The organism is Negativibacillus massiliensis, assembly GCF_900148495.1.
Classification (GTDB): domain Bacteria; phylum Bacillota; class Clostridia; order Oscillospirales; family Ruminococcaceae; genus Negativibacillus; species Negativibacillus massiliensis.
Map to the genome: position 1 here is coordinate 546,736 of NZ_FTRU01000007.1, position 23,261 is coordinate 569,996.

18 protein-coding genes and 1 other annotated feature are annotated in these 23,261 nt (G+C 47.0%); of the genes, 8 read left to right on the forward strand and 10 right to left on the reverse strand.

Annotated features, from left to right (window positions below; translation table 11 throughout):
- Positions 1 to 45: 45 nt before the first annotated feature.
- The 4 genes from BQ5375_RS05485 to BQ5375_RS05500 all read right to left on the reverse strand — a co-directional run bounded on the left by BQ5375_RS05485 (position 46) and on the right by BQ5375_RS05500 (position 2,922).
- Positions 46 to 1,122, reverse strand: a complete 1,077-nt coding sequence (locus BQ5375_RS05485) for a HAMP domain-containing sensor histidine kinase (protein WP_076917541.1) — start codon at positions 1,120 to 1,122, stop codon at positions 46 to 48.
- Positions 1,112 to 1,819, reverse strand: a complete 708-nt coding sequence (locus tag BQ5375_RS05490) for a response regulator transcription factor (protein WP_022132717.1) — start codon at positions 1,817 to 1,819, stop codon at positions 1,112 to 1,114. The genes BQ5375_RS05485 and BQ5375_RS05490 overlap by 11 nt, the downstream gene beginning before the upstream one ends.
- Positions 1,820 to 1,991: 172 nt before the next feature.
- Positions 1,992 to 2,375 (reverse strand): (deoxy)nucleoside triphosphate pyrophosphohydrolase, encoded by a 384-nt coding sequence (locus BQ5375_RS05495; RefSeq protein ID WP_076917593.1) that lies wholly within the window; start codon positions 2,373 to 2,375, stop codon positions 1,992 to 1,994.
- A gap of 19 nt (positions 2,376 to 2,394) precedes the next feature.
- Positions 2,395 to 2,922 (reverse strand): nitroreductase family protein, encoded by a 528-nt coding sequence (locus tag BQ5375_RS05500; protein WP_022132715.1) that lies wholly within the window; start codon positions 2,920 to 2,922, stop codon positions 2,395 to 2,397.
- Between the two features lie 170 nt (positions 2,923 to 3,092).
- Here BQ5375_RS05500 and BQ5375_RS05505 point away from each other — a divergent pair, with 170 nt between their 5' ends.
- Positions 3,093 to 3,788 carry a hypothetical protein gene (locus tag BQ5375_RS05505; protein WP_022132714.1) on the forward strand — a complete coding sequence of 232 codons (696 nt, stop codon included), beginning with the start codon at positions 3,093 to 3,095 and terminating at the stop codon, positions 3,786 to 3,788.
- 53 nt (positions 3,789 to 3,841) lie between these two features.
- On the opposite strand, the gene BQ5375_RS05510 is transcribed toward BQ5375_RS05505, so the two are convergent.
- Complete coding sequence (locus BQ5375_RS05510; RefSeq protein WP_076917542.1) at positions 3,842 to 4,375, reverse strand: GNAT family N-acetyltransferase; 534 nt, start codon at positions 4,373 to 4,375, stop codon at positions 3,842 to 3,844.
- A 239-nt stretch (positions 4,376 to 4,614) separates the two neighbouring features.
- Between BQ5375_RS05510 and BQ5375_RS05515 the strand changes: the two genes are divergently transcribed.
- Positions 4,615 to 5,190, forward strand: coding sequence for a xanthine phosphoribosyltransferase (locus tag BQ5375_RS05515; RefSeq protein ID WP_076917543.1), 576 nt, complete (start codon positions 4,615 to 4,617; stop codon positions 5,188 to 5,190).
- Positions 5,191 to 5,755: 565 nt separating this feature from the next.
- On the forward strand, positions 5,756 to 7,075 hold the full coding sequence (locus BQ5375_RS05520; protein ID WP_076917544.1) for a pyrimidine-nucleoside phosphorylase: 1,320 nt from the start codon (positions 5,756 to 5,758) through the stop codon (positions 7,073 to 7,075).
- 624 nt (positions 7,076 to 7,699) lie between these two features.
- On the opposite strand, the gene BQ5375_RS05525 is transcribed toward BQ5375_RS05520, so the two are convergent.
- On the reverse strand, positions 7,700 to 8,407 hold the full coding sequence (locus BQ5375_RS05525) for a coenzyme F420-0:L-glutamate ligase (protein WP_022132710.1): 708 nt from the start codon (positions 8,405 to 8,407) through the stop codon (positions 7,700 to 7,702).
- A 385-nt stretch (positions 8,408 to 8,792) separates the two neighbouring features.
- Here BQ5375_RS05525 and BQ5375_RS05530 point away from each other — a divergent pair, with 385 nt between their 5' ends.
- The 4 genes from BQ5375_RS05530 to BQ5375_RS05545 all read left to right on the forward strand — a co-directional run bounded on the left by BQ5375_RS05530 (position 8,793) and on the right by BQ5375_RS05545 (position 14,673).
- Entirely contained in the window at positions 8,793 to 10,121 is a 1,329-nt protein-coding gene (locus tag BQ5375_RS05530) for an MBOAT family O-acyltransferase (protein ID WP_328587007.1), read from the forward strand.
- A 45-nt stretch (positions 10,122 to 10,166) separates the two neighbouring features.
- Positions 10,167 to 11,801: a DHHW family protein gene (locus BQ5375_RS05535; protein WP_022132708.1), complete on the forward strand. Its 1,635-nt coding sequence runs from the start codon at positions 10,167 to 10,169 to the stop codon at positions 11,799 to 11,801.
- 28 nt (positions 11,802 to 11,829) lie between these two features.
- On the forward strand, positions 11,830 to 12,885 hold the full coding sequence (locus BQ5375_RS05540; RefSeq protein WP_022132707.1) for a type 2 periplasmic-binding domain-containing protein: 1,056 nt from the start codon (positions 11,830 to 11,832) through the stop codon (positions 12,883 to 12,885).
- A 231-nt stretch (positions 12,886 to 13,116) separates the two neighbouring features.
- Positions 13,117 to 14,673, forward strand: coding sequence for a Na+/H+ antiporter NhaC family protein (locus BQ5375_RS05545; RefSeq protein WP_022132706.1), 1,557 nt, complete (start codon positions 13,117 to 13,119; stop codon positions 14,671 to 14,673).
- A 24-nt stretch (positions 14,674 to 14,697) separates the two neighbouring features.
- Here BQ5375_RS05545 and ytvI read toward each other — a convergent pair whose 3' ends face one another.
- The gene (gene ytvI, locus BQ5375_RS05550) at positions 14,698 to 15,762 is read right to left on the reverse strand and encodes a sporulation integral membrane protein YtvI (RefSeq protein ID WP_022132705.1); all 1,065 of its coding nucleotides are present in this window, start codon (positions 15,760 to 15,762) and stop codon (positions 14,698 to 14,700) included.
- 135 nt (positions 15,763 to 15,897) lie between these two features.
- Positions 15,898 to 16,152, forward strand: a binding site (T-box leader).
- 146 nt (positions 16,153 to 16,298) lie between these two features.
- On the opposite strand from ytvI, the gene BQ5375_RS05555 reads away from it, so the two are divergent.
- Entirely contained in the window at positions 16,299 to 18,917 is a 2,619-nt protein-coding gene (locus tag BQ5375_RS05555; protein WP_076917545.1) for a valine--tRNA ligase, read from the forward strand.
- 716 nt (positions 18,918 to 19,633) lie between these two features.
- On the opposite strand, the gene BQ5375_RS05560 is transcribed toward BQ5375_RS05555, so the two are convergent.
- The 3 genes from BQ5375_RS05560 to saoX form a co-directional block, all read right to left on the reverse strand.
- Entirely contained in the window at positions 19,634 to 21,022 is a 1,389-nt protein-coding gene (locus tag BQ5375_RS05560) for an MATE family efflux transporter (protein WP_022132702.1), read from the reverse strand.
- A gap of 172 nt (positions 21,023 to 21,194) precedes the next feature.
- Positions 21,195 to 21,827 (reverse strand): MerB-like organometallic lyase SaoL, encoded by a 633-nt coding sequence (saoL, locus tag BQ5375_RS05565; RefSeq protein WP_238493469.1) that lies wholly within the window; start codon positions 21,825 to 21,827, stop codon positions 21,195 to 21,197.
- A 135-nt stretch (positions 21,828 to 21,962) separates the two neighbouring features.
- Complete coding sequence (gene saoX, locus BQ5375_RS14630) at positions 21,963 to 23,213, reverse strand: ABC transporter substrate-binding subunit SaoX (protein ID WP_248000901.1); 1,251 nt, start codon at positions 23,211 to 23,213, stop codon at positions 21,963 to 21,965.
- Positions 23,214 to 23,261: the final 48 nt, after the last annotated feature.

A 23,261-nucleotide genomic window follows, 5' to 3' on the forward strand; every position in this document is an offset into this window, starting at 1 on the left:
TACCCTAAGGTTCTGAAAAGATTATATAGAAAATTCTGAAGAATTCTAAAGATTTTCAGAACTTTGTGAAGAAATCTCTGGCAATACAGGATTCATGGAAATTAAGATCAAAAACTGATGGTTTTCACTTTGGGTGGTAAGGGTTCCCTGGTAGCTTTTAAGAATCAGACGGATGCTCTTTAACCCGATTTTGCTGCTGTCCAGAGAAGGTGAATCCGAGATGCTGTTTTGCTGTCGGATTGTCAGCATCCCATCGGCAAAGGAAAGATCCAATGTGACAGGGTGTTGAGGATCAGCGTATTTGATGATGTTCGAGCTCAGGTTAAAGAAGATGCGGCGCAGATCCTGGACATCCAGTCGGGCTGCAAAGGCAGTTTGAGGATAATTTACCTGCAGATCAAACTCATCCTCCAGTTCAGCTTCCATCTCCTCCACAAGCTGATAGATCAGCGTCCGGCCGTCCGGGAAGGATTCGATCTTTCGAGCGGAGCTTCCCAGCAGAAGTTCGGTCAGCTCCCGAATCTGCTCGGATTTTTCCCTAACAATCTGCAAATACCCTTCGATCTGCGGGTCGTGGATATTGCCGCTTTGCTGAATAAACTGGGTATAGGAAATGATGGAGGTCAGCGGGTTTTTGATGTCGTGGGAAAGACTGCGGATCAGTTCTTCCTTTTCTGCCTGAATTTCCTGCTGATTTTTTCGATAGCGCAGGATGGAGGCGGAAAAGAGGTTGATGCTTTCGGCAAGTTCGGTCAACTCATCGTTTCCTTCAACCGGGATGGTAAAGTTGAGCCCGTTCTGGCGCAGGGTATGAATGCCGCGGATGATGGTGAGCAGGTAAAGAAACTTTTGTCCCAGAAAGAACAGGAAAAAGACCACAAAAATAATCAATGCGGCAATCATGCAGATGTTGCGCATCCAGCCGGAAACATAGGCCTGCTGAATGTTGGTGAGAGAAATTCCCTTGGCCTGAAGCCGGTTATAAATAATGGAATCGGCGGTAAAGTACAGGAAGGAGAAGCTGAAAGCGGAGATGACCACCGAAATAAAGAACAAACCGAAAATTTCTAACGACAATTTCTCTTTTTGCGGCTGTTTTGGAAGGCGAGATTTAATCGACATAGTATCCCTTTCCCCATGCGGTCTTGATGTATTTTGGATTTTTGGTGCTGTCTCCAAGTTTCTTGCGAAGATTCTTGATATGCACCATCACGGTGCTGTCACCGACGGCGTTGTCTTCCCAGACACTTTGATAAATGTTGTCGATTGAAAAAATCTTTTTGTGGTGGGACAAAAACAGCTCCAGAATCTTAAATTCAGTATGAGTGAGGATGATGACCTCACCATTCTTGGAAACGCTCTGGCTGTCCGGGTCGAGGGTCAGGTCGTACAGGGTGAGGGCTGTGGATGGTGCGCTTGTGCTCTGCTGTACCATCTGAGCCTGATACTGCTGGCTGCGGCGCAGCTGCGCTTTGACGCGCATCAAAAGCTCTGCATTGGAAAATGGTTTGGTCAGATAGTCGTCCGCCCCGGCAGCAAAGCCCATCGCTTTGTCGGACTCTCCTGCATAGGCGGTCAGGAAGATCATGGGGACAAAATATTTTTCGCGCAGCTTTGCCCCGGCAGAAAATCCGGAAATCTTTGGCATGTTGACATCCAGAATGAACATATCAAAGCTGTCATCCGCCAGATCGAGCACCTCCTGACCATCACAGGCAAGTGTGACCTCATATCCTTCGGAACTAAGCAGCAGTTTTAAGATATCGCGAATTTCTTTTTCGTCGTCGGCGACCAGAATTTTATTCTTTTTCTCGGACATGGATGATACCTCCTGAAAAGTAAAATAGAACATCGTTGCAATCATTTTACCATATCTGCCGAATTTCTACTATAAAGAAACAAAAAACCCTTCCCGAAATGGGAAGGGTAAATGGTAAGAGAAAGCGATCTGCTTTTATTTTGCCGCTTATTTTTACATCGCAGCGAGAGAATTAAAACCTGAGTTTGAGCTCATGCAGGATTTCCACATCCGCCGGACAAAATGGATACTGGTCGATTTCGTTGACGGTAATCCACCGAAGGTTAGCATGCTCAAGCAGCTGTGGCTCTCCCGATACAATGGACGAGTGGAATAAGCTAAGATGCACGGTTAAATCCGGGTAGGTGTGGGTCACCTCCATGAATGGCTCCCCAACGGCAATGGTGATGCCAAGTTCCTCGCGGCATTCCCGGATGAGTGCCTGCGGTTTGGTTTCACCGGGTTCCACCTTACCGCCGATAAATTCCCACAAAAGACCGCGCGCTTTGTGAGGTGGACGCTGGCAGATCAAAAATCGGTCGCCCTGCCAGATGAGGGCGGCAACAACTTCGGTTATCATCATGCAGCACCTGTCTTTAGAGATAGGTCATGATCTCTTCCAGCTCTTTGCGGCGTTTTGGACGAAGCTGCTCGGTTGCAGCATAGCCAACCGCAATCACCAGACGAACTCTCTTTGGTTCGGTGATGCCCAGAACCTTTAACAGTGCTTCCGGATCGAATGCACCCATGATGCAGGTGGATAATCCCTGCTGAGTAGCGGCATAGCACAGGTGTGCAATAGCGATGCCGATATCGATCGAAGCATATTTCTGGTCAGGTTCGCTGCGTCCGATCAGCATGGCATCCTCTTCACAAACCACGATGAAGGATGGACATTTTTCGGTAAATTTATTGAGTCCTCTGATCTGCATGCATGGAGCAGCAGCTTTGCTCAGCTCAGGATCGTTGATAACAATAAAGCTCCATGGCTGCGAGTTGCAGGCAGAAGGGGCAAGCTGTGCTGCCTTGATGCAGTTGATGAGCTGTTCTTTGGTTGGACGCTTGTCCGGATCATAATTGCGGCAGCTCTCCCGCTGATTTACCAATTGGAAAAAGTCAGACATAGTAAAACTCCTTTCAAATTTTCTTTAACCACATTTTAGCAAAACAAAACAGGAAAATCAAATGGATATTTTGGATTGCAGAGCAGCGAAAGCCTTGTTTTCTTTTGTAAAATATGTTAGAATTTACTTGCAACGATAAATGTAAAATTTGATAAGGAGGGAAAAAGAAGATGAAAAAACGACTGATTTGTTTTTTGCTGATGGGAGCAGTTGTGCTTGGTTTGTGTTCCTGTCAAAATCAGCAAAAAGAGGAAATTGCACAGGTCGACCTGCTTGAGGAAAATGCGGAACAGACCGCTCAGGTACCACAACAGCCAGCAAGTCTGCCGGTTTTTGATGAAGAAAACGACCCGCAGGCGGTGGAGTATCTCAAAATGCAGTATCAGGTACAGGAGAACGAGGATATCGACTCGATTGTAAAGCGGATGTGGTATCTGGGAAACTTTATCTACTTTGCAGATGAACAAACCTTTGCTGAGTCTGTTCCGCAGAAGGGAATGCAGAATGCCCCTGAGCACAGCCGGTATGTTGATTTTGAGAATCTGACCGCCCATCTTTACACCGAAAAGGGAAAGGAACAGCTGCTGAGTGCGATGGTCGGCGGAGGAAAATACATCGAGCAGCAGGACGGGGAATATTATCATCTGGGTGCATGGAGGACAGAACCGCCCTATCATCTCTGGATGAGCGGATACCAGACAGTCAAATCTTCGGAAGGTCAGATTAAAGTACAGGTCGACTATCAGGAAAAAGACCTGCAGAACAACGTCACAAGCGAAGGCAGTGTCATGATGACGCTGGTAAATCACGATGGTATCTGGCTGATCGATGACTATCAGTCCCCAACGGCATGTTATCCGGAATAAGATAAACAAACCTGCAGAAGTATTTTCTCCTGCAGGTTGTTTTGTTTTACATGCTATTCCTTTTTCATGAGGTAGAAGTTAATCGAGTCGACAATCCCGTGAATCGGATGTTTTTCTGCCTTGTGGGAGACACCTTCCTGTTCAAATCCTAACTTGAGAAGCATCTGCTGGGAAATCTGGTTAAACGAACCAGCCGAAGCCGTGATCATCTCGATTCCGTTTGCAAAACAAAAATCGATCACAGCATTCACCGCTTCCGAAGCGTAACCTCGACGGCGGTAGTCCTTGTTCAGGACATAGCCAATCTCATAAGAAGGCACAGCGCGCTCATTGTCCATCAGATGGATCATGCCGATCGCTTTGCCGGGAGTTTTGTCGCTGTTTGCAAGGTGGATAACATAGCGTCCTTCCTGTGCAGCGAAGGTTTCCATCAACTTAGTATATTTTTCATCACGGGAAAACGGTTCATATCCGCCATCATCATAGCAGGTGTCCCGGTCAGAAAGCATCGGGAACAGATCGTCTGCGTCCTGAATGGAAAACGGGCACAGGACAAGACGAGGTGTTGTAAGAGTGATTAACTGCATCAAAATCCCCTCTTTTCTGATAAGATAGTAGTTTTTGTTGGGAAATACGATTTCATGATAGCACATCTTTGTTGTTCGAACAAGAAAAGCGTCGGAATATCTGTTTTTTTTGCGTATTTTACGTTGACGTAGGGCTGATAGATTGATAAAATGATAGGAAAGAACAAAGAGAACGGACGCTTGATGGATGGTCATAGAGCAGATGATCGCTTGAGGCGCAAAAAGAGGGAGTAAAAAGCATGGAGATTTTGAAACAGCGAATCTTGAAGGATGGAAACGTAAAGGAAGGAAATGTTCTGAAGGTAGACAGTTTCCTCAATCATCAGATGGACATTCGCCTGCTGGACGAAATCGGAAAAGAATTCCGCAGACGTTTTGATGGGGAGGGCGTCAACAAGATTCTGACCATCGAGGCATCCGGAATTGGTATTGCAGTAGCGGTAGCACAGCATTTTGACTATGCACCGGTTGTTTTTGCAAAGAAGAGCAAATCCAAAAATCTGGACGGGGAACTGTACACCTCCAAGGTAACCTCTTTTACCAGAGGAACCACCTTTGATGTCCAGGTTTCCAAGAAATATCTCAATCCAGGGGACCGCGTGCTGATCATTGACGATTTTCTGGCAAAAGGTCAGGCACTGATGGGACTGCTGGACATTGTGGCACAGTCGGGTGCAACCACTGTTGGCTGCGGCATCGTCATCGAGAAAGGTTTCCAGGAAGGCGGTCAGATGCTGCGTGAAAAGGGAATCCGTCTGGAATCGCTGGCTATCATCGACCACTTTGAGGATGGCCATGTTGTGTTCCGCAATTAGCAGGCTGAGCCTGCACCCAATTTCGCGCTTTGGTTTTGTGCGAAATTGTGGTTTCAGCACACGGCGATCGCTCGCGTTAGCACACTCGCTCATTGAAGCAAAAAAGTTTTTGATCGAACTTTTTTGAAAAAGTTCGTGGTGTTCAGAGGCAAAGCCTTTGGTCACTTGTCGCAACGAGCGAAACACCCCAAACAATATAAAGAAATAAAAATGATAGAGACAGGATGTTTTTCTGTGGCTGCCGCACGGTAGTGCGTTGTCTGTGGAGCAGACAATTTGAATATAATGAAACAGCAGAAAAACCTCCCACTGGGAGGTTTTTCTGGAAAGTGAATATCGTTTGTTTTTTTAGGGTGCTTTTCTCTTACAAAAGCACCCTCTTTTGCAATCCAAAATCTGAATTGCAAAATTCACCCGCAAAGGCGCTTCCACGGCAAAGGCGTTGCGCACTCTGCGGAGTGCGCCTTAGGGCGCTGCCCTAAGAACCCGCGAGCTTTTTGTAAAAAGCTCGACCAAAAACTTTTTGACCGGTTTCGTCGCAAAAAAAGCAAGGAGGACAGCAGATATGAGGATGTATGACTTGATTGAAAAGAAAAAACTGGGAAAGGCACTCACTCAACAGGAGATTGACTGGATGGTGCAGGGCTATACACAGGGAGCAATTCCGGATTATCAGATGTCTGCATTTTTGATGGCGGTTTGCTTTCAGGGAATGAACATCGAAGAAACGACGGCAATGACCCTTTCCATGGCGCATTCCGGTCAGATGTCCGACCTGTCCGGCATCCAGGGGGTCAAGGTGGATAAACATTCGACCGGAGGAGTGGGGGATAAAACTACCCTGATTGCAGCACCAATGGCGGCAGCCTGCGGTATTCCGGTCGCCAAAATGTCCGGTCGGGGACTGGGATTCACCGGAGGTACGGTGGATAAGCTGGAGTCCATTCCGGGTTATCGCACCACCCTACCCAAAGAAGAATTTTTTGAAATTGTCAACACAATCGGCATTTCGCTCATCGGTCAGAGCGGGGAGCTTGCCGTAGCAGATAAAAAGATCTATGCATTGCGGGATGTAACCGCGACAGTAGACAGCCTGCCGCTGATTGCATCGAGCATTATGAGCAAGAAGATCGCTGCCGGAGCGGACGCAATCCTGCTGGATGTCAAAACTGGAAGCGGGGCCTTTATGAAGACCAGAGAGGACTCGATTGCGCTGGCGCAGACGATGGTCGGCATCGGGGAACAGGCAGGCCGCAGGACAGCAGCGCTCATCACCGATATGGATACGCCGCTTGGAAACACCGCAGGAAATGCGCTGGAAGTGATCGAGGCGCTGGATACCCTGAAGGGAGAAGGTCCGAAAGATCTGACCGAGCTGTGCATCCATCTGGCAGGAAACATGCTGTATCTTGCAGGAAAAGGAACGCTGGAAGAGTGTCTTGAAAAGGCAGAGCAGTCTATTCGGGACGGCAGTGCTTACCAGAAGTTTTATCAGATGGTGCAGCGTCAGGGCGGAGATGTTTCTTATCTTGAGGATACCCATAAATTTACGATTGCACCGACTTATCCGGTACTGGCACCGAAGGATGGATTTATCGCCGCGATGCAGACCGAGGAGATCGGAGCAGTGGCAGGAATGCTCGGTGCAGGACGGGAGAAAAAGGGGGATGCAGTCGACTTCTCGGCAGGTATCCGCTTTGTCAAAAAGACCGGCGATTTTGTGCATGAAGGAGAGCCTGTTGCATGGCTTTATACCAATCGGGAAAATAGCGTAACCGAATCGACCAGACGTTACCTTAGCGCCCTGACCATCAGCGACAAAGCACCGGAAAAAGTGCCGCTCATTCAGGGAAGAGTGAGCGCAAAGGGTACAGAGGTTTATTAGAAAGAAAAACAAAAGTTTTTGGTTGAGCTTTTTTCAAAAAGCTCGCGGTGTCCAGAGGCAAAGCCTTTGGTCGCACTCCGCAGAGTGCGAAAACTCGAGTTGAACTTGTTCAACTCTCATCGTCAGGCGTATTTTTGAAAGCTCGAAAACTTTTTACAAGAAAAAAAGTTTTCGAAAACTGATTGCTTGCAGAGTATGACCCCGAAAAGTTCCCAGTGGGAAGTTTTCGGCAGTAGAAACACTTGCTTTACAAATACAGATGATTGAACTACAATTTTTATCAATCTGTTTTTATGCTGTCTGTGCTGGATTTGCCAGTCATAGATAAACAGATTTTTATAGAAAATCAATTCGAATACAGGTTTCAGGCGTCAAAAATCATCCACCGGATAATTTTTGAGATTAGTCTGTACACACAATCGGTTCTTGAAAACTTTTTCACTTGCAAAAAGTTTTCAAACTTTCAAAAATGCGCTTTCACGATAAGGCGTTTCGCTCGTTGCGACAAGCGACCAAGGGCTTTGCCCTTTGGAAACCCACAATTTTTTGAAAAAAATTGAGTAAAACTTTTTTCATTATCTCCACACAAAGAAAAAGGACTCCAAACGGAGTCCTTTTGTTTTGCTATTTTACAACGCGGATGATGCCGATTGGGGTCTGTTCGAGGGACTGACCAAGCGGGTTGTCCTTTAAGATTTTGACCAGCAGGTCGCGGTCCATCGAGCTGTGGGAGATACCAAGGATCTGACCTTCCAGGTCGTTGATGTCGGTGATTGCAACCTTGATGCCGCCCAGACGCTGGGACATCTTCTGTGCGGTTTCATCCGGTTCTGCTGGGCCCAGTACAACATAGTGGTTGTATGGAGGCAGGGTGTAATCACATGGTCCGTCGATAGAACGAGCTTTGTAACCTGCGATCTTGTAGAACCAGCCGCGTTTGTGGAACAACTTGCCGACTGCGGATACAGCAGCAGCAAACAGGATACGAGGAGTGCCGCATTCCTGCAAAGCCATCTCCATGGTTTCTGGGATACCCAGACCGATGCCGTATGGGGTTTTGAGTACGAATTTGCACAGGAATTTTGCCAGCGGACGTGGATGAATGTCCTTCATCGGGATTGCACGGCGCTGGGTGCAGGCAACTGCCTTTTCGGTCATGAATACGATGTCGTCCGGTTTTGCATATGGTTTTGCATATTTTTCGATGACGTCACATACATCATCTTTATCGGTGATAACGTGGGTGCGGATCGCAAGACGCTGATATTTGACACCGTCTACCTCGATGATCTCGTTTTTCCCTTCGTTTACGATATAGCTTTCTTCGCTCATGTTTTACAGTCCTTTCAAGGTTTGGAAAATCACAGATTGTCCAAATAAAGATACCTTTATTTTACCCCAAATATTCTGTAAACTCAATATCAGCGCTATTATTTTGTCAATACTTTGTAAAGAGCGGCAATTTCGTCGGCTGTAAAGTGCTTTTTCTTAGGAATTTGTGCTTTGATTTTTTAGAAAAAGTAACTTTAAAATTTTGTATGACAGATGAAAGAAGTATCTTTTAATCGGCAAGGTTCTGTTATATAATAAAAAAGAATCCAAAATGCTCTGTGAGAGGAATCGAAAAATGGTTTTTTCCAATTTGTTTTTTATCTATCTTTTTTTACCGCTTAATTTGATTTTATATTATGCCGTTCCAAACAAAACCTGGAAAAATGTGGTTTTGCTTCTTTTTTCGCTCTTTTTCTATTCCTGGGGCGAACCAGTCTGGGTGTTTTTGCTGATGCTGACCGCTTTCCTGGACTACACCTGGGCAAAATGTATCGAATATTTTAACCTGACCGGACAGCAGCGCCGCAAAAAGATAGCGCTGATTGCGTCTCTGGTGTTTGACCTTGGTATGCTGGGTGTCTTTAAGTACAGCGGATTTGTGGTGGAAAACATAAACCTTCTGACCGGACTTTCTCTGCCAGTGCCGCAGATTGCTTTGCCGATCGGTATTTCCTTTTACACCTTCCAGACTATCAGCTATGTGCTGGATGTCTACCGCGGACAGGTTGCAGCACAAAAGCGATACTATAAATATCTGATGTATCTTTCCAGCTATCACCAGCTGGTAGCAGGACCGATCGTACGATACAGTGATGTCGCTGCTGAAATCGAGAACCGCACCGTATCTGCACAGGATTTCAGCGAGGGTATCACACGCTTCTGTCTGGGACTGACCAAAAAGGTAGTGGTCGCCAATGTGGCAGGCTCTCTGGCGGGAAACTATCTGGACGCAGACCTTGCATCCCTGTCGGTAGCAGGGGCATGGTTTGGTGTGCTGCTGTACACCTTGCAGATTTACTATGATTTTTCTGCTTACTCGGATATGGCAATCGGTCTGGGACGAATGTTCGGCTTCCACTATCATCAGAACTTTAACTATCCGTATATTGCAAAATCAGTTACCGAATTTTGGCGTAGATGGCATATTTCCCTGAGCAGCTTCTTCCGCGATTATGTCTATATTCCGTTGGGCGGAAAATATCGCCATCAGATTTTTAATATCTGCGTGGTATGGTTCTTGACCGGACTGTGGCATGGGGCAAGCTGGAACTTTATTTTGTGGGGTGTCTTTTATGGGGCACTGCTGATTGTGGAGAAGCTGGGACTGTTAAAGGTGCTGGAAAAAATCCCGTCTGTCTTTTCCCACCTTTATCTGCTGTTCCTGACCTTGATCGGCTGGACTATTTTCTATACCACAGATTTAGGAAAGCTGGGCGGATATTTTGGAGTGATGTTCGGACTCTCGGGCAATGCGCTTTCTGACCCTCAGCTTTCCATTACCTTTATGAACAATCTGTTCTGGCTGATTGCGGCAGTGCTGTTCTGTATGCCGATCACTCAGCTTGTAAAGCGCTGGGCGCAGGCACAGCGGTCCGAAGGAGTACGTGCCGGAATCTCGATTGTCAATGCTATTATGAATGTTATGCTCCTGTTTGTCTGCACTGCTATGCTGGTGGGAGACAGCTATAATCCATTTTTATATTTCCGCTTTTAGTCGGATGGTGAAACAGGAACCTGTGAGCAGAAGGGAGAAAGATTCGTGGAACCAACAAAAAAGCGAACAGGAAAGGCAGATTATCTGCCTTTCATCAATATCTGCGTTGTAGTGCTTGCATTGGTTGTGGTGGGAGTGCTGGCACTTGTGCTTCCAAAGCCCACCGTTTCCGAGATCGAAAAGAGGGAACTTGCAAAAAAGCCGCAGTGGACCTTGTCGTCCTGGTTTTCGGGAGCCTTTGCCAAAGATTATGATGCCTATTATGCCGATACTTTTCCGCAGAGGGAAAACTTTGTTTCGGTAGCGACCAAGCTCGAGCAGATGCGCGGACTACATCCGGATGATGTCCGCATTCATCAGGCAAGCACGCCTCAGACCGGCATTGACCAGCAAAAGCCAGCTCAGCAGCCGCAGCAGCAGGAATCTCAGCAGCAGATCGATTATGATTCTTATACCGACCCAAATGCACCGGGAAATGGCCTTAGCGGAAACGGCAGCGCGGGGGAACAGGTGGGAAGCATATTCTTGTATCAGAATATGGGAATGCAGATTTTCGGCTCCAGCGAGACCTTATCCAAGCGCTATGCCGAGGTGATCAACTCCTATGCGGACAATCTGGAAGGGGTGCAGGTGTACAACCTGATTGCACCGACCTCCATCGAGTTCTATCTACCGGAAAAATATCAGGGAATTTCCTCCAGTGAAAAGGAAAATATCGAATTTGTAAACCAGAATCTGTCCGATAAGGTAAAACCGGTGGATGCTTACAGTGAAATAGAGAAACAAAAGGATGATTATATCTACTTCCGCACCGACCATCACTGGACGGTAAGAGGTGCTTATGCCGCATATATCGCTTTCTGCAAAACCGCTGGGCTGGAACCGGTACCGCTCGATGAGATGGAACGACACCAGATCGACGGCTTTGTCGGAACCTTCTATAATCAGACACAGGACGCAAAACTTGCCGAGACACCGGATTTTGTGGAGTACTTTGTTCCACCAACCGAGACCGAAACTCTGCGATATGAGCGAGGAAAAGCATTTGATCCGGTGGAGGGCAGCATCTTTGCAAGCTATGCAACCGGTGGACAGAACACCTACAGTGTTTTTCTGCATGGAGACTTTCCGCTGACCAAAATTACAACCGACAACCATACCGGCAGAAAGATCATGCTGATTAAGGAATCGTTTGGAAACGCTTTTGCACCGTTTTTAGTTTCTCACTATGACGAGGTCTATATTGTGGACCAGCGTTATTTTGAGCTTGGTGTGGAGGATTTTATCAAAGAAAACGGCATTACCGATCTGCTGATTTTAAACAATATTTTTGCGGTCAATACCTCATTGCGTATCGATGAGCTGGAAACGATTCGGGATCAGGAATATACCCCTTATGTTGCGCCGGTCGTTCCGCAGCCTGCACCATCACAAGAGCAGCAGGATGCAGCACAACAGCAGGCTGTAACAAATGAAGAGGAATCCTCCGGACAAAATGCAGCTCAGGATGCATCGCAGTCAACGACACAAAATGCAGAGCAGCAGGTGGAGCAGGATGAAGAGAAAGGGTCTTCAGAGTCTTCGCAAAAACAGCAGTCGGACAAAGATTCCCAGTCGGATCAGGAAAAAACACAATCACAGGAAAAACCGCGCAAAGGATTGGGACATTTTGGCGGATAAAAGAATATAGGGAAAGGAGGGGCGAAAGATGAAGCGATTTTTATTGAGAAAACGGGCACAAAGACAGCTGAAAAAAGCTGTTTTGATGATAACGGCACTGTGTATTTTAGCGACTTCGGGATGCTCTGCCAAAACCACGGAAAGTCAGGAGCAGCAGGAGAAACAGACGCTGAAACTTTCCATGGTAATTTCTTCGGATGCGCCGGAATGTGTGAAGGAGGCAGCCGGGGAGTTTATCAACCGCGCTGCTTACTACTCCAGCGGGGAGCTGCAGATCAGCCTGAGTGAAAGTGCACAGGTGGACAGTGTCCTGCAGGCTTCTGACACCGAGTTTGCATTTGTGGAAAATGAGCAGCTTATATCTTCCATCGAGGAATTAAAGACGCTGGAACTGCCGTTTTTCTTTAAAAACGCCGACTATCAATTTTCGTCCCTCAATACCGAGCAGACACAATATCGTCTCAATGAACTGATTGCCGAACTTTACCCCATGAAGGTCCAGCTTGCAACGACCTGCGGATACGAAGATCTGGCAGCGGATGACAGCATTGATCTGACCGATTTTCGAAAGCGCTATATTCTGGCGGTCAAAGAATCCTTTTTCCCAGATGAGATTCAGGAGGATATCGGAGCACGGGAGATTGTGAGCGACAATCCACTGGGGTTGTTGCTGGAAGAAAAGGCAGAGATCGCACAGGCAGACCTGTCTGAAGTGATTGCTGCGGTGCAGAATCCTTCCTATACCGGTGAGATGGCGGTTCTTACCAGTACACATCGGGTAAAGACGGTGTATCTTCTGGTAAATGACCAGCTGATGGACAAGCTGAGCCCAAGTCAGCAGGCAGCTGTCGAACAGGCAGCGGTTATGTCCTGTGGATACTGCCGGACACTGGCAGACCAAAAGCGGGAAGAAGAACTGGAAACCCTTTCCGAGCTTCGAGTGTCTGTCTATCCGGTCAACCTGGAAAAATATTATGCGATGATGGGCGATATCTACCAGTATGAAGCAGAGCAGATGCTCTACCGTCCTGACCCGCAGCTGGACCGCATGATTCGAAGTGATGGGGTAAAAGAAACATTCTAGGCTTTCGATTTCCAGAAAACACCGATTTTATAAGATAGATTTCATAAAAAGAACGCAAAAAAGAATAAGTTAATCAACAAAATGTATATTTATAGAGGATTTGCCGCTTCTTTATTGATTCGTATAGGGCAATGTGCTATAATTTAGCGAGGTCATTTCAGCAAAAACACAAGAAATTTTGAAATGATAGAGCAACACAAGGTTCTTTTGAATGAATAAGGAGGTTGTATTATGGAGGCAATTCAGGCAGGCTGGCTGTCGATCCTCCCGCCGGTCATTGCAATTGTACTGGCGTTTTTGACAAAAGAGGTTATTTCCTCTCTGACACTGGGAATTTTATCGGGTGCGGTAATTTATGCGGCACTTTCCTATGACGGCGTTGTGATGGTAGCGGCAAAGACAGTCGAGACCGCTTTTTCCACCATGGGAGCAACCGGCGGCTCGGTGTCCAAGTTTAATATTCTGCTGTTCCTGTCGCTGTTGGGTGCGCTGGTGGTTGTGGTGACCAAAGCGGGCGGCTCCAAGGCATACGGCAATTGGGCAGCAAACAAGCTGCGTTCTGCTACCGCGGCACAGCTTGCAACTAGCGCTCTGGGCGCACTCATCTTTATTGATGACTACTTTAACTGTCTGACAGTCGGAACCGTTATGAAACCGGTAACGGACAAATACGGTATTTCCCGGGAAAAGCTGGCATACATCATCGACGCTACCGCAGCACCAATCTGTATTATCGCACCAGTTTCGTCCTGGGCTGCGGCAATTGGTTCGAGTCTCTCGGTAACCGGAGAGTTCGAAAGCGACTTGGCAGCTTTTGTTGCGACCATTCCGTTTAACTTTTATGCACTGCTTTCCCTTGTGATGGTGATTATTCTCTGTGTCACCAACCTGGATTTTGGCCCAATGGAAAAGGCACAGTATCGTGCAAAAACACAGGGCATACTAGGTGCAAGTGAAGAGCAGGAAAACGCTGTAATGCCAACTGGAAAAGGCAGGGTTTATGATCTGGTAATTCCGGTTCTGGCGCTGATTATCTTTTCGATTCTCGCAATGCTCTATACCGGCGGCTATTTCACCCAGGCAGATGTGACAACCTTGCAGCAGGCATTTGGTAACTGTGACTCCTCTGCTTCGCTGGTAATGGGCGGATTTGGCGCTTTGCTGGTTGCTTTTCTGCTGTTTGTCCCAAGACGTCTGCTTGGATTCAAGGCGTTTATGGAGAGCATCACCGAGGGTGTAAAATCGATGGCATCAGCAAACATCATTCTGGTGCTTGCATGGACACTCGGTTCCATCTGTTCGGATGTACTGGGTACCGGCGAATATGTCAAATCGGTCGTACTGGCAAGTCACTTCCCAGTAGCGATTATCCCGGCCGTTATTTTTGCGGTGGCAGCATTCCTTTCCTTCTCTACCGGAACAGCATGGGGAACCTTTGGTATCCTCATTCCAATCGTGGTTGAGATCTGCGCAAGCGCAGCACCGGAACTGTTGATCGTTTCCCTGTCCGCAACTCTGGCAGGTTCGGTATTTGGCGATCACTGTTCGCCTATCTCCGATACCACCATTCTGTCCTCCACTGGTGCAGGATGCAACCACATTGCGCATGTATCGACTCAGATGCCATACGCACTTCTGGTGGCAGTGTGCAGCTTCGTAGGATATGTAGTGGCAGGATTTACCAATGCAAATCTGCTGCTTTCTCTGGGAACCGCTGTTGTTTTGTTGCTGGCAGTTACAATCCTCCTGCATCGAATCGCAGTAAAAAAAGAAAAAGCATCTTTATAAAAGAAAGAACATCCCGTCTGATTTTCAGGCGGGATGTCGTTTTTGATACAGAAAGTTTGCGGTTAACACAAGGCAGGGCATCAGCAGCGCACCTATAACGCCGAATAGATAGAGCCCTGCATAAATGGAGACCAAACTGACAAGCGGATGCAAGCCGATGCAGTCGCCGACAATTTTGGGTTCCAGAAAGTTTCGGGCAATGGTGATAAACAGATAGAGGAGCAAAAGCCCCACTGCAAAGGAGCGGTTCCCGGTTAAGAAGGAAATCAGAACCCATGGAATCAGTATCGTTCCAGTTCCAAGGACAGGAAGGATATCGAGCAGGGCAATCCCAGCAGCAATCGGGAGAAAGTACTGTACACCCAGCAGCCAGAGACCGGCACAGAGCTCCAGAAAGGTGATTCCCAACAGGAGAGCATAAGCTTTTATCATAGAGAAGAGGGTAGAGGTCAGGAAATCTTTGAGTTCGATCAGGACAGGGCGATATTTTTGCGGAAGGACAGAAAAGCAGATGCCGGTGACTTTGGGAAAATCCAGCGAAATGAAGGCAGAACAGAAGATGGTGACAATGACGCTCAAAAACCACATGGGGAGCTTTGCCGCCATCTGAGTGCAGATCTCCAGCAGCCAGGAAGAAAGGTTGGAGGAAAGTCTTGCGGCGGTTTGAGCAAAGCTTTGCATCCACAGCTGAACGGTTCCGGCAAGGTCCGGCACAAATCGGGACAGAAGATCGGAAAGCCACTCGAAAAAGTGTGCCAGTGTCGGAAGAAACAAGGTTTTGTAAAGCTCGGGAACATTTGCCGTTAAAGCACAGAGCTGTCCCCAAACAAGGCTTAGTAAAAGCCAGAGTGCTATGCCAAGGACAGAATAAAATAAGATGGTGGCGAATACGGCAGCTTTTCGGCGTCTTAGGTGCAGCTTGCCGGAAATTTTTAAGGTGAGCGGACGAAGCAAAAACGCGATGAGAAGCCCCAGCCAAAAGGGAAGGGTGGCTGGAATCAACCAGCGCAGAAGGACAAAGCCCCAGACAAGCAGGCAAAGGAAAAATCCGGTATAAAAAAGAAACGGCTTGATTCTGTCTTGCTGCACAAAAAACACCTCCAAAAGAAAACACAGTTAGTATTTGCAGACAAATGTTTTTTATGTAAGGTGAAATTGTGTCTAAAAAAAGTTGACAAAGCAGCAGAATCATGATAGATTAAGGTTGTATCAAAAACAGCATATCCCAAATCGATGAGAAGGAAGTAAAACGATCAGCGCACTCCCAGAGAGCCGGCGGAAGCTGAAAAGCCGGCAGAAAGCGGAATCGACAAAGTAGCCTTTGAGTGTATGCCGAACAGAAAAACAGCTTTGTTTTTCTCAGTAGACCATAACGGCTGAACCCCGTTACCGGTTCGGCGTGTAGCGATGCACGTGCTGAGTGGGCAGAATCTCTGCCAAATAAGGTGGTACCGCAGGAAATATTCTCCTGTCCTTTGCGTTTGCAAGGGACAGGAGTTTTTTATTGCAGAAAATTCTTCTGCAGCCGCTCTGTATCTGTGATTTCCCGGGAAATTTCCGGAGAGATCGTTATTTCCCGGGAAAAGCTGTCATGAAATTTAAATTTTAAGAAAGGAACCTGTCTTATGAAAGAACTGTCCAAGATCTATGATCCAAAACAGGTAGAGGACCGCACCTATCAATTTTGGCTGGACGGCGGATATTTCCACGCTGAGCCAAATCCTGACAAAAAACCATACACCATCGTAATTCCACCACCGAACATTACCGGTCAGCTGCATATGGGTCACGCACTGGATGAAACTTTGCAGGATATTCTGATCCGTTTCAGAAGAATGCAGGGATATGAAACCCTCTGGCTGCCAGGAACCGACCATGCTTCGATCGCAACTGAGGCTAAGATTGTAAACGCAATGAAGGAAGAAGGACTCACCAAAGAGGACCTCGGCCGTGAAGGTTTCCTGGAACGTGCATGGGAATGGAAACGCAAATACGGCGGCAGAATCATTGAGCAGCTGAAAAAACTCGGTTCCTCCTGTGACTGGGATAGAGAGCGCTTTACCCTCGATGACGGCTGTTCCGAAGCAGTTAAGGAAGTATTCGTAAACCTCTATAACAAAGGCCTCATCTATCAGGGCGAGCGTATCATCAACTGGTGTCCACACTGCATGACCTCCATCTCGGATGCTGAGGTTGAATATGAGGAGCAGGCAGGTCACTTCTGGCACCTGCGCTACCCACTGACCGATGGCAGCGGTGATGTGATCCTTGCTACCACCCGTCCGGAAACCATGCTGGGCGATACCGCAGTTGCAGTAAATCCAAAGGATGAACGTTACCAGAATCTGATCGGCAAGACCGTTACTCTTCCACTGGTTAACCGTGAGATTCCGATCGTTGGCGATGACTATGTTGATATGGAATTTGGTACCGGTGTTGTTAAGATCACTCCGGCACATGACCCGAACGACTATGAAGTTGGACGTCGTCACAACCTGCCAATTCTGAAAGTAATGAACGATGACGCTACCATGACCGAAGCATGCGGCAAATATGCTGGTATGGAACGTTATGCAGCAAGAAAAGCAATCGTAAAAGATCTGGAAGAGCAGGGCTATCTGATCAAAGTAGAGGACCATGCACACAACGTTGGTACCTGCTATCGCTGCGGCACAACCGTAGAGCCAATGGTATCCAAACAGTGGTTTGTTAAGATGGAACCTCTGGCAAAACCTGCAATTGATGTTGTTCGTGATGGACAGATCAAACTGATTCCAGAACGCATGAACAAGACCTACTTCAACTGGATGGAAAACATCAAAGACTGGTGTATTTCCCGTCAGCTGTGGTGGGGTCACCGCATCCCAGCTTACTACTGTGAGGACTGCGGCGAAGTAATCGTTGCAAAAGAAGCACCGGAAAAATGTCCGAAGTGCGGTAGCACCCACCTGCATCAGGATGAGGATACCCTCGACACCTGGTTCAGCTCCGCTCTGTGGCCATTCTCCACTCTGGGCTGGCCAAATAACACCGAAGAGCTCAAATACTTCTACCCAACCAGCACTCTGGTAACCGGCTACGACATCATCTTCTTCTGGGTAGCAAGAATGATCTTCTCCGGATTGGAACATATGGGCGATATTCCATTCAACACCGTTCTGTTCCACGGCCTGGTTCGTGACGCACAGGGCAGAAAGATGTCCAAATCTCTGGGCAACGGTATCGATCCACTGGAAATCATCGACCAGTACGGTGCAGACGCTCTGCGTTTCACTTTGGCTACCGGTAACACCCCAGGCAACGATATGCGCTTCAGCGATGAAAAGGTAATTGCAAGCCGTAACTTTGCAAACAAGATCTGGAATGCTTCCCGATTTGTTATGATGAACCTCAAGGACGAAAACATGAGCCTGGAACTGCCAAACGATCTGGCAATCGAGGATAAATGGGTTCTGAGCAAATACAACAAGCTGGTTCAGGAAGTAACAGACAACCTCGAAAAATTCGAGCTTGGTATTGCTGTCAGCAAGCTGTATGACTTCATCTGGGATGTATTCTGTGACTGGTATGTAGAGCTTGCAAAATCCAGACTGTGGGAAGATGGGGAAGGCTCCGACACTGCCCGCAAGGTTCTGGTTTATGTTATGACCAACACCCTCAAACTCCTGCATCCATTCATGCCATTCATCACAGAGGAAATCTGGCAGGCTCTGCCGCATGAAGGCGAAAGCATCATGGTTTCTGCTTGGCCAGTATACCGTGAAGAGCTCAACTTCTCTGCAGAAGAAAAAGAATTCGAGAAGGTTATGGACGCAATCAAAGCAGTTCGTGCACGCCGTTCCGAGATGAATGTACCGCCGAGCAAGAAAGCTACTCTCTATATCGAGACTGCTTCCGAAGAGATCTTCCGACAGTCTGAAGCTTTCCTGACCCGTCTTGCATGGGCAGACCAGATTGTTCTGGGTGCTCCAGAGGATGCACAGTCCTGCGTACAGGTTATCACCGACAGTGCAAAAATCTTTATGCCGCTGTCTCAGCTGGTTGACCGCGAGAAGGAAATTGCAAGACTGACCAAGGAAAAACAGGCTTGCGAGAAAGATATTGCATTCCTCTCCGGTAAGCTCAACAATCCTGGATTCGTTGCAAAAGCACCGGAAAAGGTTATCAATGAGCAGAGAGCAAAACTTGAAAAAGCACAGGAACTGCTGCAGAAGATCGAGTCCAGCCTTGCTGCTTTTAACTAGGCAGGCTGGTACTTTCTGAGAAAGTACCAAAGCTGTTCGCCTACGGCGCAAAGACAGGTAGTTGGGTGAAAACAAAAGTTTTCGTCGGGCATATCTAAAAGATATGCCCTCCTTTTCTCAAAAGGTGGCGGATTCTAAAGGCAGAGCCTTTAGGCGCGCTCCGCAGAGTGCGAAACACTTGAGTTGAACTTGTTCAACTCTTATCGTCAAGCGCCTTTACGGGTGAATTTTACAATCCAAGATTTGGATTGTAAAAGAGGGGGCTTTTGCAAGAGAAAAGCCCCCTTAATAGAAAAACGACACGCACTTTCCAGAAAAACCTCCCGGTGGGAGATTTTTCTGCTGTCTGTGCTATATCAGTCATGGACAAAGAGATTCTTACAGAAAATCACTCAGAATAAAAAATATCATGAATTCAAATGTAGGTCTCAGCCGTCAAAAATCATCCACTGGATAATTTTTGAGGTTAGTCTGTGATTGTAATTGGTTTTCGAGAACTTTTTCACTTGCAAAAAGTTCTCGAGCTCTTAAAAATGCGCTTTCACGGATAAAGTATTTCGCTCGTTGCGACGAGCGACCAGAGTTTCACTCTGGATTGGACAACTTTTGAAAAAGTTGACAAAACTTTTGTTCGCATTCAGTGCGTTAACCAATGTTTTATCAAAACAAAAAGCGACAAATCATTTATGATTTGTCGCTTTTTTATGTTTAGAAAGTTATTTTTCTGATGGAGCTTGCAGGCCAGTCCCTTCCGCTTCCAGACGACGGAACAGCTTTTTGAGAACCAAAATAGCAGCGATTGCGAGAATGACCTCAGCGGTAAACTGTGCGTAGCACAGACCATATAAACCGAATACGGCATTGAGGATAAACAGAGCCGGAATTTCCAGAATAATCTTACGCAGGATCGCAAACAGGAAGGATTCGCGTCCCATGCCGACTGCCTGGAAAACACCGACAGCTAGGAAGTCGATGGACAAAAATGGAAGTCCGAGGCAGAATCCGCGCAGCAGATGAGAACCGTATTCGATGATGGTTTCGTTCTTCATGAACATCTCAACAAAGGTTCCCGGGAAGAGGAAGAACAGAGCTGCAACCGAGATAATGATAGTAAGCGCTGCTTTGCGGGAAAAGCTGATGGTGTGTTTCATACGAGGAACATTTCCGCTGGAGTAGTTGTAGCTGATCAGCGGCATAATTCCCTGGGAAATACCCTGGGAAACATACATCGGCACCATGTAGATCTTCTGGCAGATACCCATTGCAGCAACAGCGTCCGCGCCATAAGCGGAGGTGAAGTTGTTGAGGATGGTCATGCCGGTAACGTTGAGCAGGTTCTGGATGGAAGCCGGAATGCCGACTGCACAGACACCGGTGACGATATCCTTTTTCAGAACAAATTTCTTTGGATTGATGCAGACATAGGTGCGTCCACGCTTTACAAACAGCAGAACGAAGAAGTACAGGCAGGCAACACAGTTGGAGAGGAAGGTTGCAAGTCCAGCACCGCCTGCACCCATATTCAGTCCCCACGGGAGGATAAAGAACGGATCGAGGATGATGTTGAGGATACATCCGCTCATGGTTCCGATGCTGGCATGCAGTGCAGCACCTTCGGAACGTACCAGATATGCCAGAACAACGTTCAGGATGGCAGGAACAGCACCAAAGGATACGGTCCAGTTCATATAAGCGGCGGTAGCTTCGGTGGTAACACTGTCTGCACCCAGAATGGTAAGAAGCGGAGACTGGAATACGGTGCATGCAAGGGAGAAAAGAGCACCACAGATCAGTGCACAGTAAAAGCCGAAGGCAGAACTGCGCCAGACAGTTTCATAGTCCTTGCGGCCGAGTGCACGGCTCATCATACTCGAGCTGCCAACACCAAACAAATTGTTGATAGCGTTAAAAGCAAGCAGAACAGGGGCTGCAAGGGTAACAGCAGCATTCTGTACCGGGTCATTTAACATGCCGACAAAAAAGGTGTCAGCGAGGTTGTAGATTACCATAACCAGCGAGCTCAGTACAGTTGGAACAGCCAACTGAGCGACCGCTTTTGGAATGGGGGTCTGTTCGAAAAGAACAACTTTCGAATCAGTTTGCATGAGGTCATCTCCTTCAAAAATCAGCTTTTATAAAACAGTTTCCTTCTATTGTATCATAGAGAAAAAAGTAGAACAAGAAATAAGTCACACAAAATCCCAAAGAAGAATTTGACACCGTGATAAAAATAAGAAAAAAAACCACTGCCTTTGAAAAAAGACAGTGGGTGAGAGATTATACGTTAAAGGTTGCAATCGCTTCTTTTAATGCGATATCCATATCCGCCTGAATAACGGTGCTCAGGTCAAGTTCCATATCTGCGATGTACTGTTCCATTTCGTTCTTCTTACAGAAGAAATTCATGGCGTTTCAGCAGGAGCCTGCCCAGTTTGCGATTTCACCCAGGGTGAAGGTCAGAGCGTGCAGATCAGCTGGGCTGTGTTCGACAATTTTGCCGTCCTTCACGCGGACAAAAACATCCGCACCGCAGGAGCTGCACTTGGAATGGATTTCGGTATCCTGATGGAAGGTGAAAGCGGAACCGATTGCATCGATTGCGCACATTGCGCAGAATTCTCTGCCATCAGCAAGGGTAACATGGTGGTTGGTAGGAAGCGCAGAAACCGGATAGATGAAGTTTACGTTTCCTTCCTCATCGGTCACCATGCCGTCTTTTTCGCAGAGGACTTCGGTAATCGAGGAAAAATCTTCTGCGGAGGAGAGGGTGATTCCTTTGAGTGCGGTGTAGCCATCCTCTTTCAGGGAGAATGGACGATGATTGTCAACGATAAAATTCATGATCGCAAGGCGAATTTCGTTTTGTGGAGCATTAAATTTTTGATGAATATTCTGGATTTTTTCTTGCATGTTGTTCTCCTATATTGAAAAAGAGCTTAAAAAAAGTCTGTATGGTTAGTACAGACTTTTTTGTTGTTTTTGAAAGCTCAAAAATGATGTGTGACTAGACTAAATTTTGTTTCAGGGAATTTGGATGAGCGAAAATTAGTCGTTCATAGTAATCTCGGCAGCATCATCATATTCATTTGTGGTGATACCGTCGATTTCCTTAGCTTTTGCAAGCCAGTCTTCGAATGTGATTCCGGTTGGATACATTGGTTCTACAGTGTTTGCAATGAAATCACTGAAGTCTTCTACGCCGCATTCCTCAATCAGGTCAGTAGACATGAATTTTTCTACGTCATTGATGTTTGGAATATCTTCTTCTGGAATGTGATCAAACTTGGTGTAGTTTGCGATGTAGTTTTCCAGATTCTTTTCAGAGAACTGCCAAGTCAGGGTGCGGCCCTCTTTTACAGTTTTCATATAGATTGTATTGAGTGCTACTTCTGGTTTTGTTCCGTAAGCGTCAGCAAAGATCATTGCTGCATTGTATGGATGCTGATAAATGTACTGGATGGAGAGCGCATGTGCCAGAACCATACGTTTTGCCAGTTCTGGATGCTCTTCGCGGAAGTTGTTGCTCATTGCGTATACACAGCAAACGCCCCAGTTGTCGAGATCGTTGCCGTCTGTGCCATCTTCTTTGTAACCCCAGTCGGTTGCCATAACGTGTCCGATACCTTCGAACTCTGCCTGAGAGGCAACAGGGTCTCACGTCGAGAAGCAGTCAACCTGTCCTGCCTTCATTGCAAGCAGGGCATCGGTTTCACCCATATCAACGATTTCGTAGTTTCCTTCAGTCATAACTGGAATACCAAGATCTTCTGCCCAGTTACTCCATTGTGGACTCTTCCATGGTTCGTTGCCGATAGCCAGCTTTTTACCGATCAGATCTTCTGGTTCCTGAATATCGTTGCTTACAACCAGATATTCCGAACCGCCCAGATGGTTTGCAGCTGCCATGAACAGTGGTGCGCCGTTGTTTACGGAAAGAATTGCGCCCTGGATACCCTGATAGCCGACGTCCATTTCACCGGAAGCCATTGCTTCCATGATCTGGCCGGTTTTGGTGATGTTTACGGTAAGACCCAGTGCGTCAAAGATGCCGCTTCCTTCTCCAACCAAAGCAGCAACCATGTGGTCACAGTTACGATAACCCAGCTCAACGACATAATCTTTGTCTGCCTCAGGGATTTCACCAAGATAATCCTTGTACTTAGCCACTTCTTCTTCTGCGTTGTAGTCAACCTGTACGGTATTGGTATCATTGCTGCTGTCTTTACAGCCAGTCAAGCCAACAATCAGCATCGAAGCAGCAAGCATGAGGCACAACAGTCTTTTGCGCATTGTCATGCTTTTTCTTCTTCCTTTCTTTTTGTAAAAACACTTAACCTATTTTAA

Coding starts and splice junctions, on each gene's coding strand:
- BQ5375_RS05500 (WP_022132715.1), bottom strand. CDS start 2,922: ATGTCTGACTTTTTCCAATTGGTAAATCAGCGGGAGAGCTGCCGCAAT.
- BQ5375_RS05560 (WP_022132702.1), bottom strand. CDS start 21,022: ATGCAAACTGATTCGAAAGTTGTTCTTTTCGAACAGACCCCCATTCCA.
- BQ5375_RS05490 (WP_022132717.1), bottom strand. CDS start 1,819: ATGTCCGAGAAAAAGAATAAAATTCTGGTCGCCGACGACGAAAAAGAA.
- BQ5375_RS05555 (WP_076917545.1), top strand. CDS start 16,299: ATGAAAGAACTGTCCAAGATCTATGATCCAAAACAGGTAGAGGACCGC.
- BQ5375_RS05545 (WP_022132706.1), top strand. CDS start 13,117: ATGGAGGCAATTCAGGCAGGCTGGCTGTCGATCCTCCCGCCGGTCATT.
- BQ5375_RS05525 (WP_022132710.1), bottom strand. CDS start 8,407: ATGAGCGAAGAAAGCTATATCGTAAACGAAGGGAAAAACGAGATCATC.
- BQ5375_RS05515 (WP_076917543.1), top strand. CDS start 4,615: ATGGAGATTTTGAAACAGCGAATCTTGAAGGATGGAAACGTAAAGGAA.
- BQ5375_RS05520 (WP_076917544.1), top strand. CDS start 5,756: ATGAGGATGTATGACTTGATTGAAAAGAAAAAACTGGGAAAGGCACTC.
- BQ5375_RS05540 (WP_022132707.1), top strand. CDS start 11,830: ATGAAGCGATTTTTATTGAGAAAACGGGCACAAAGACAGCTGAAAAAA.
- BQ5375_RS05485 (WP_076917541.1), bottom strand. CDS start 1,122: ATGTCGATTAAATCTCGCCTTCCAAAACAGCCGCAAAAAGAGAAATTG.
- BQ5375_RS05505 (WP_022132714.1), top strand. CDS start 3,093: ATGAAAAAACGACTGATTTGTTTTTTGCTGATGGGAGCAGTTGTGCTT.
- BQ5375_RS05510 (WP_076917542.1), bottom strand. CDS start 4,375: ATGCAGTTAATCACTCTTACAACACCTCGTCTTGTCCTGTGCCCGTTT.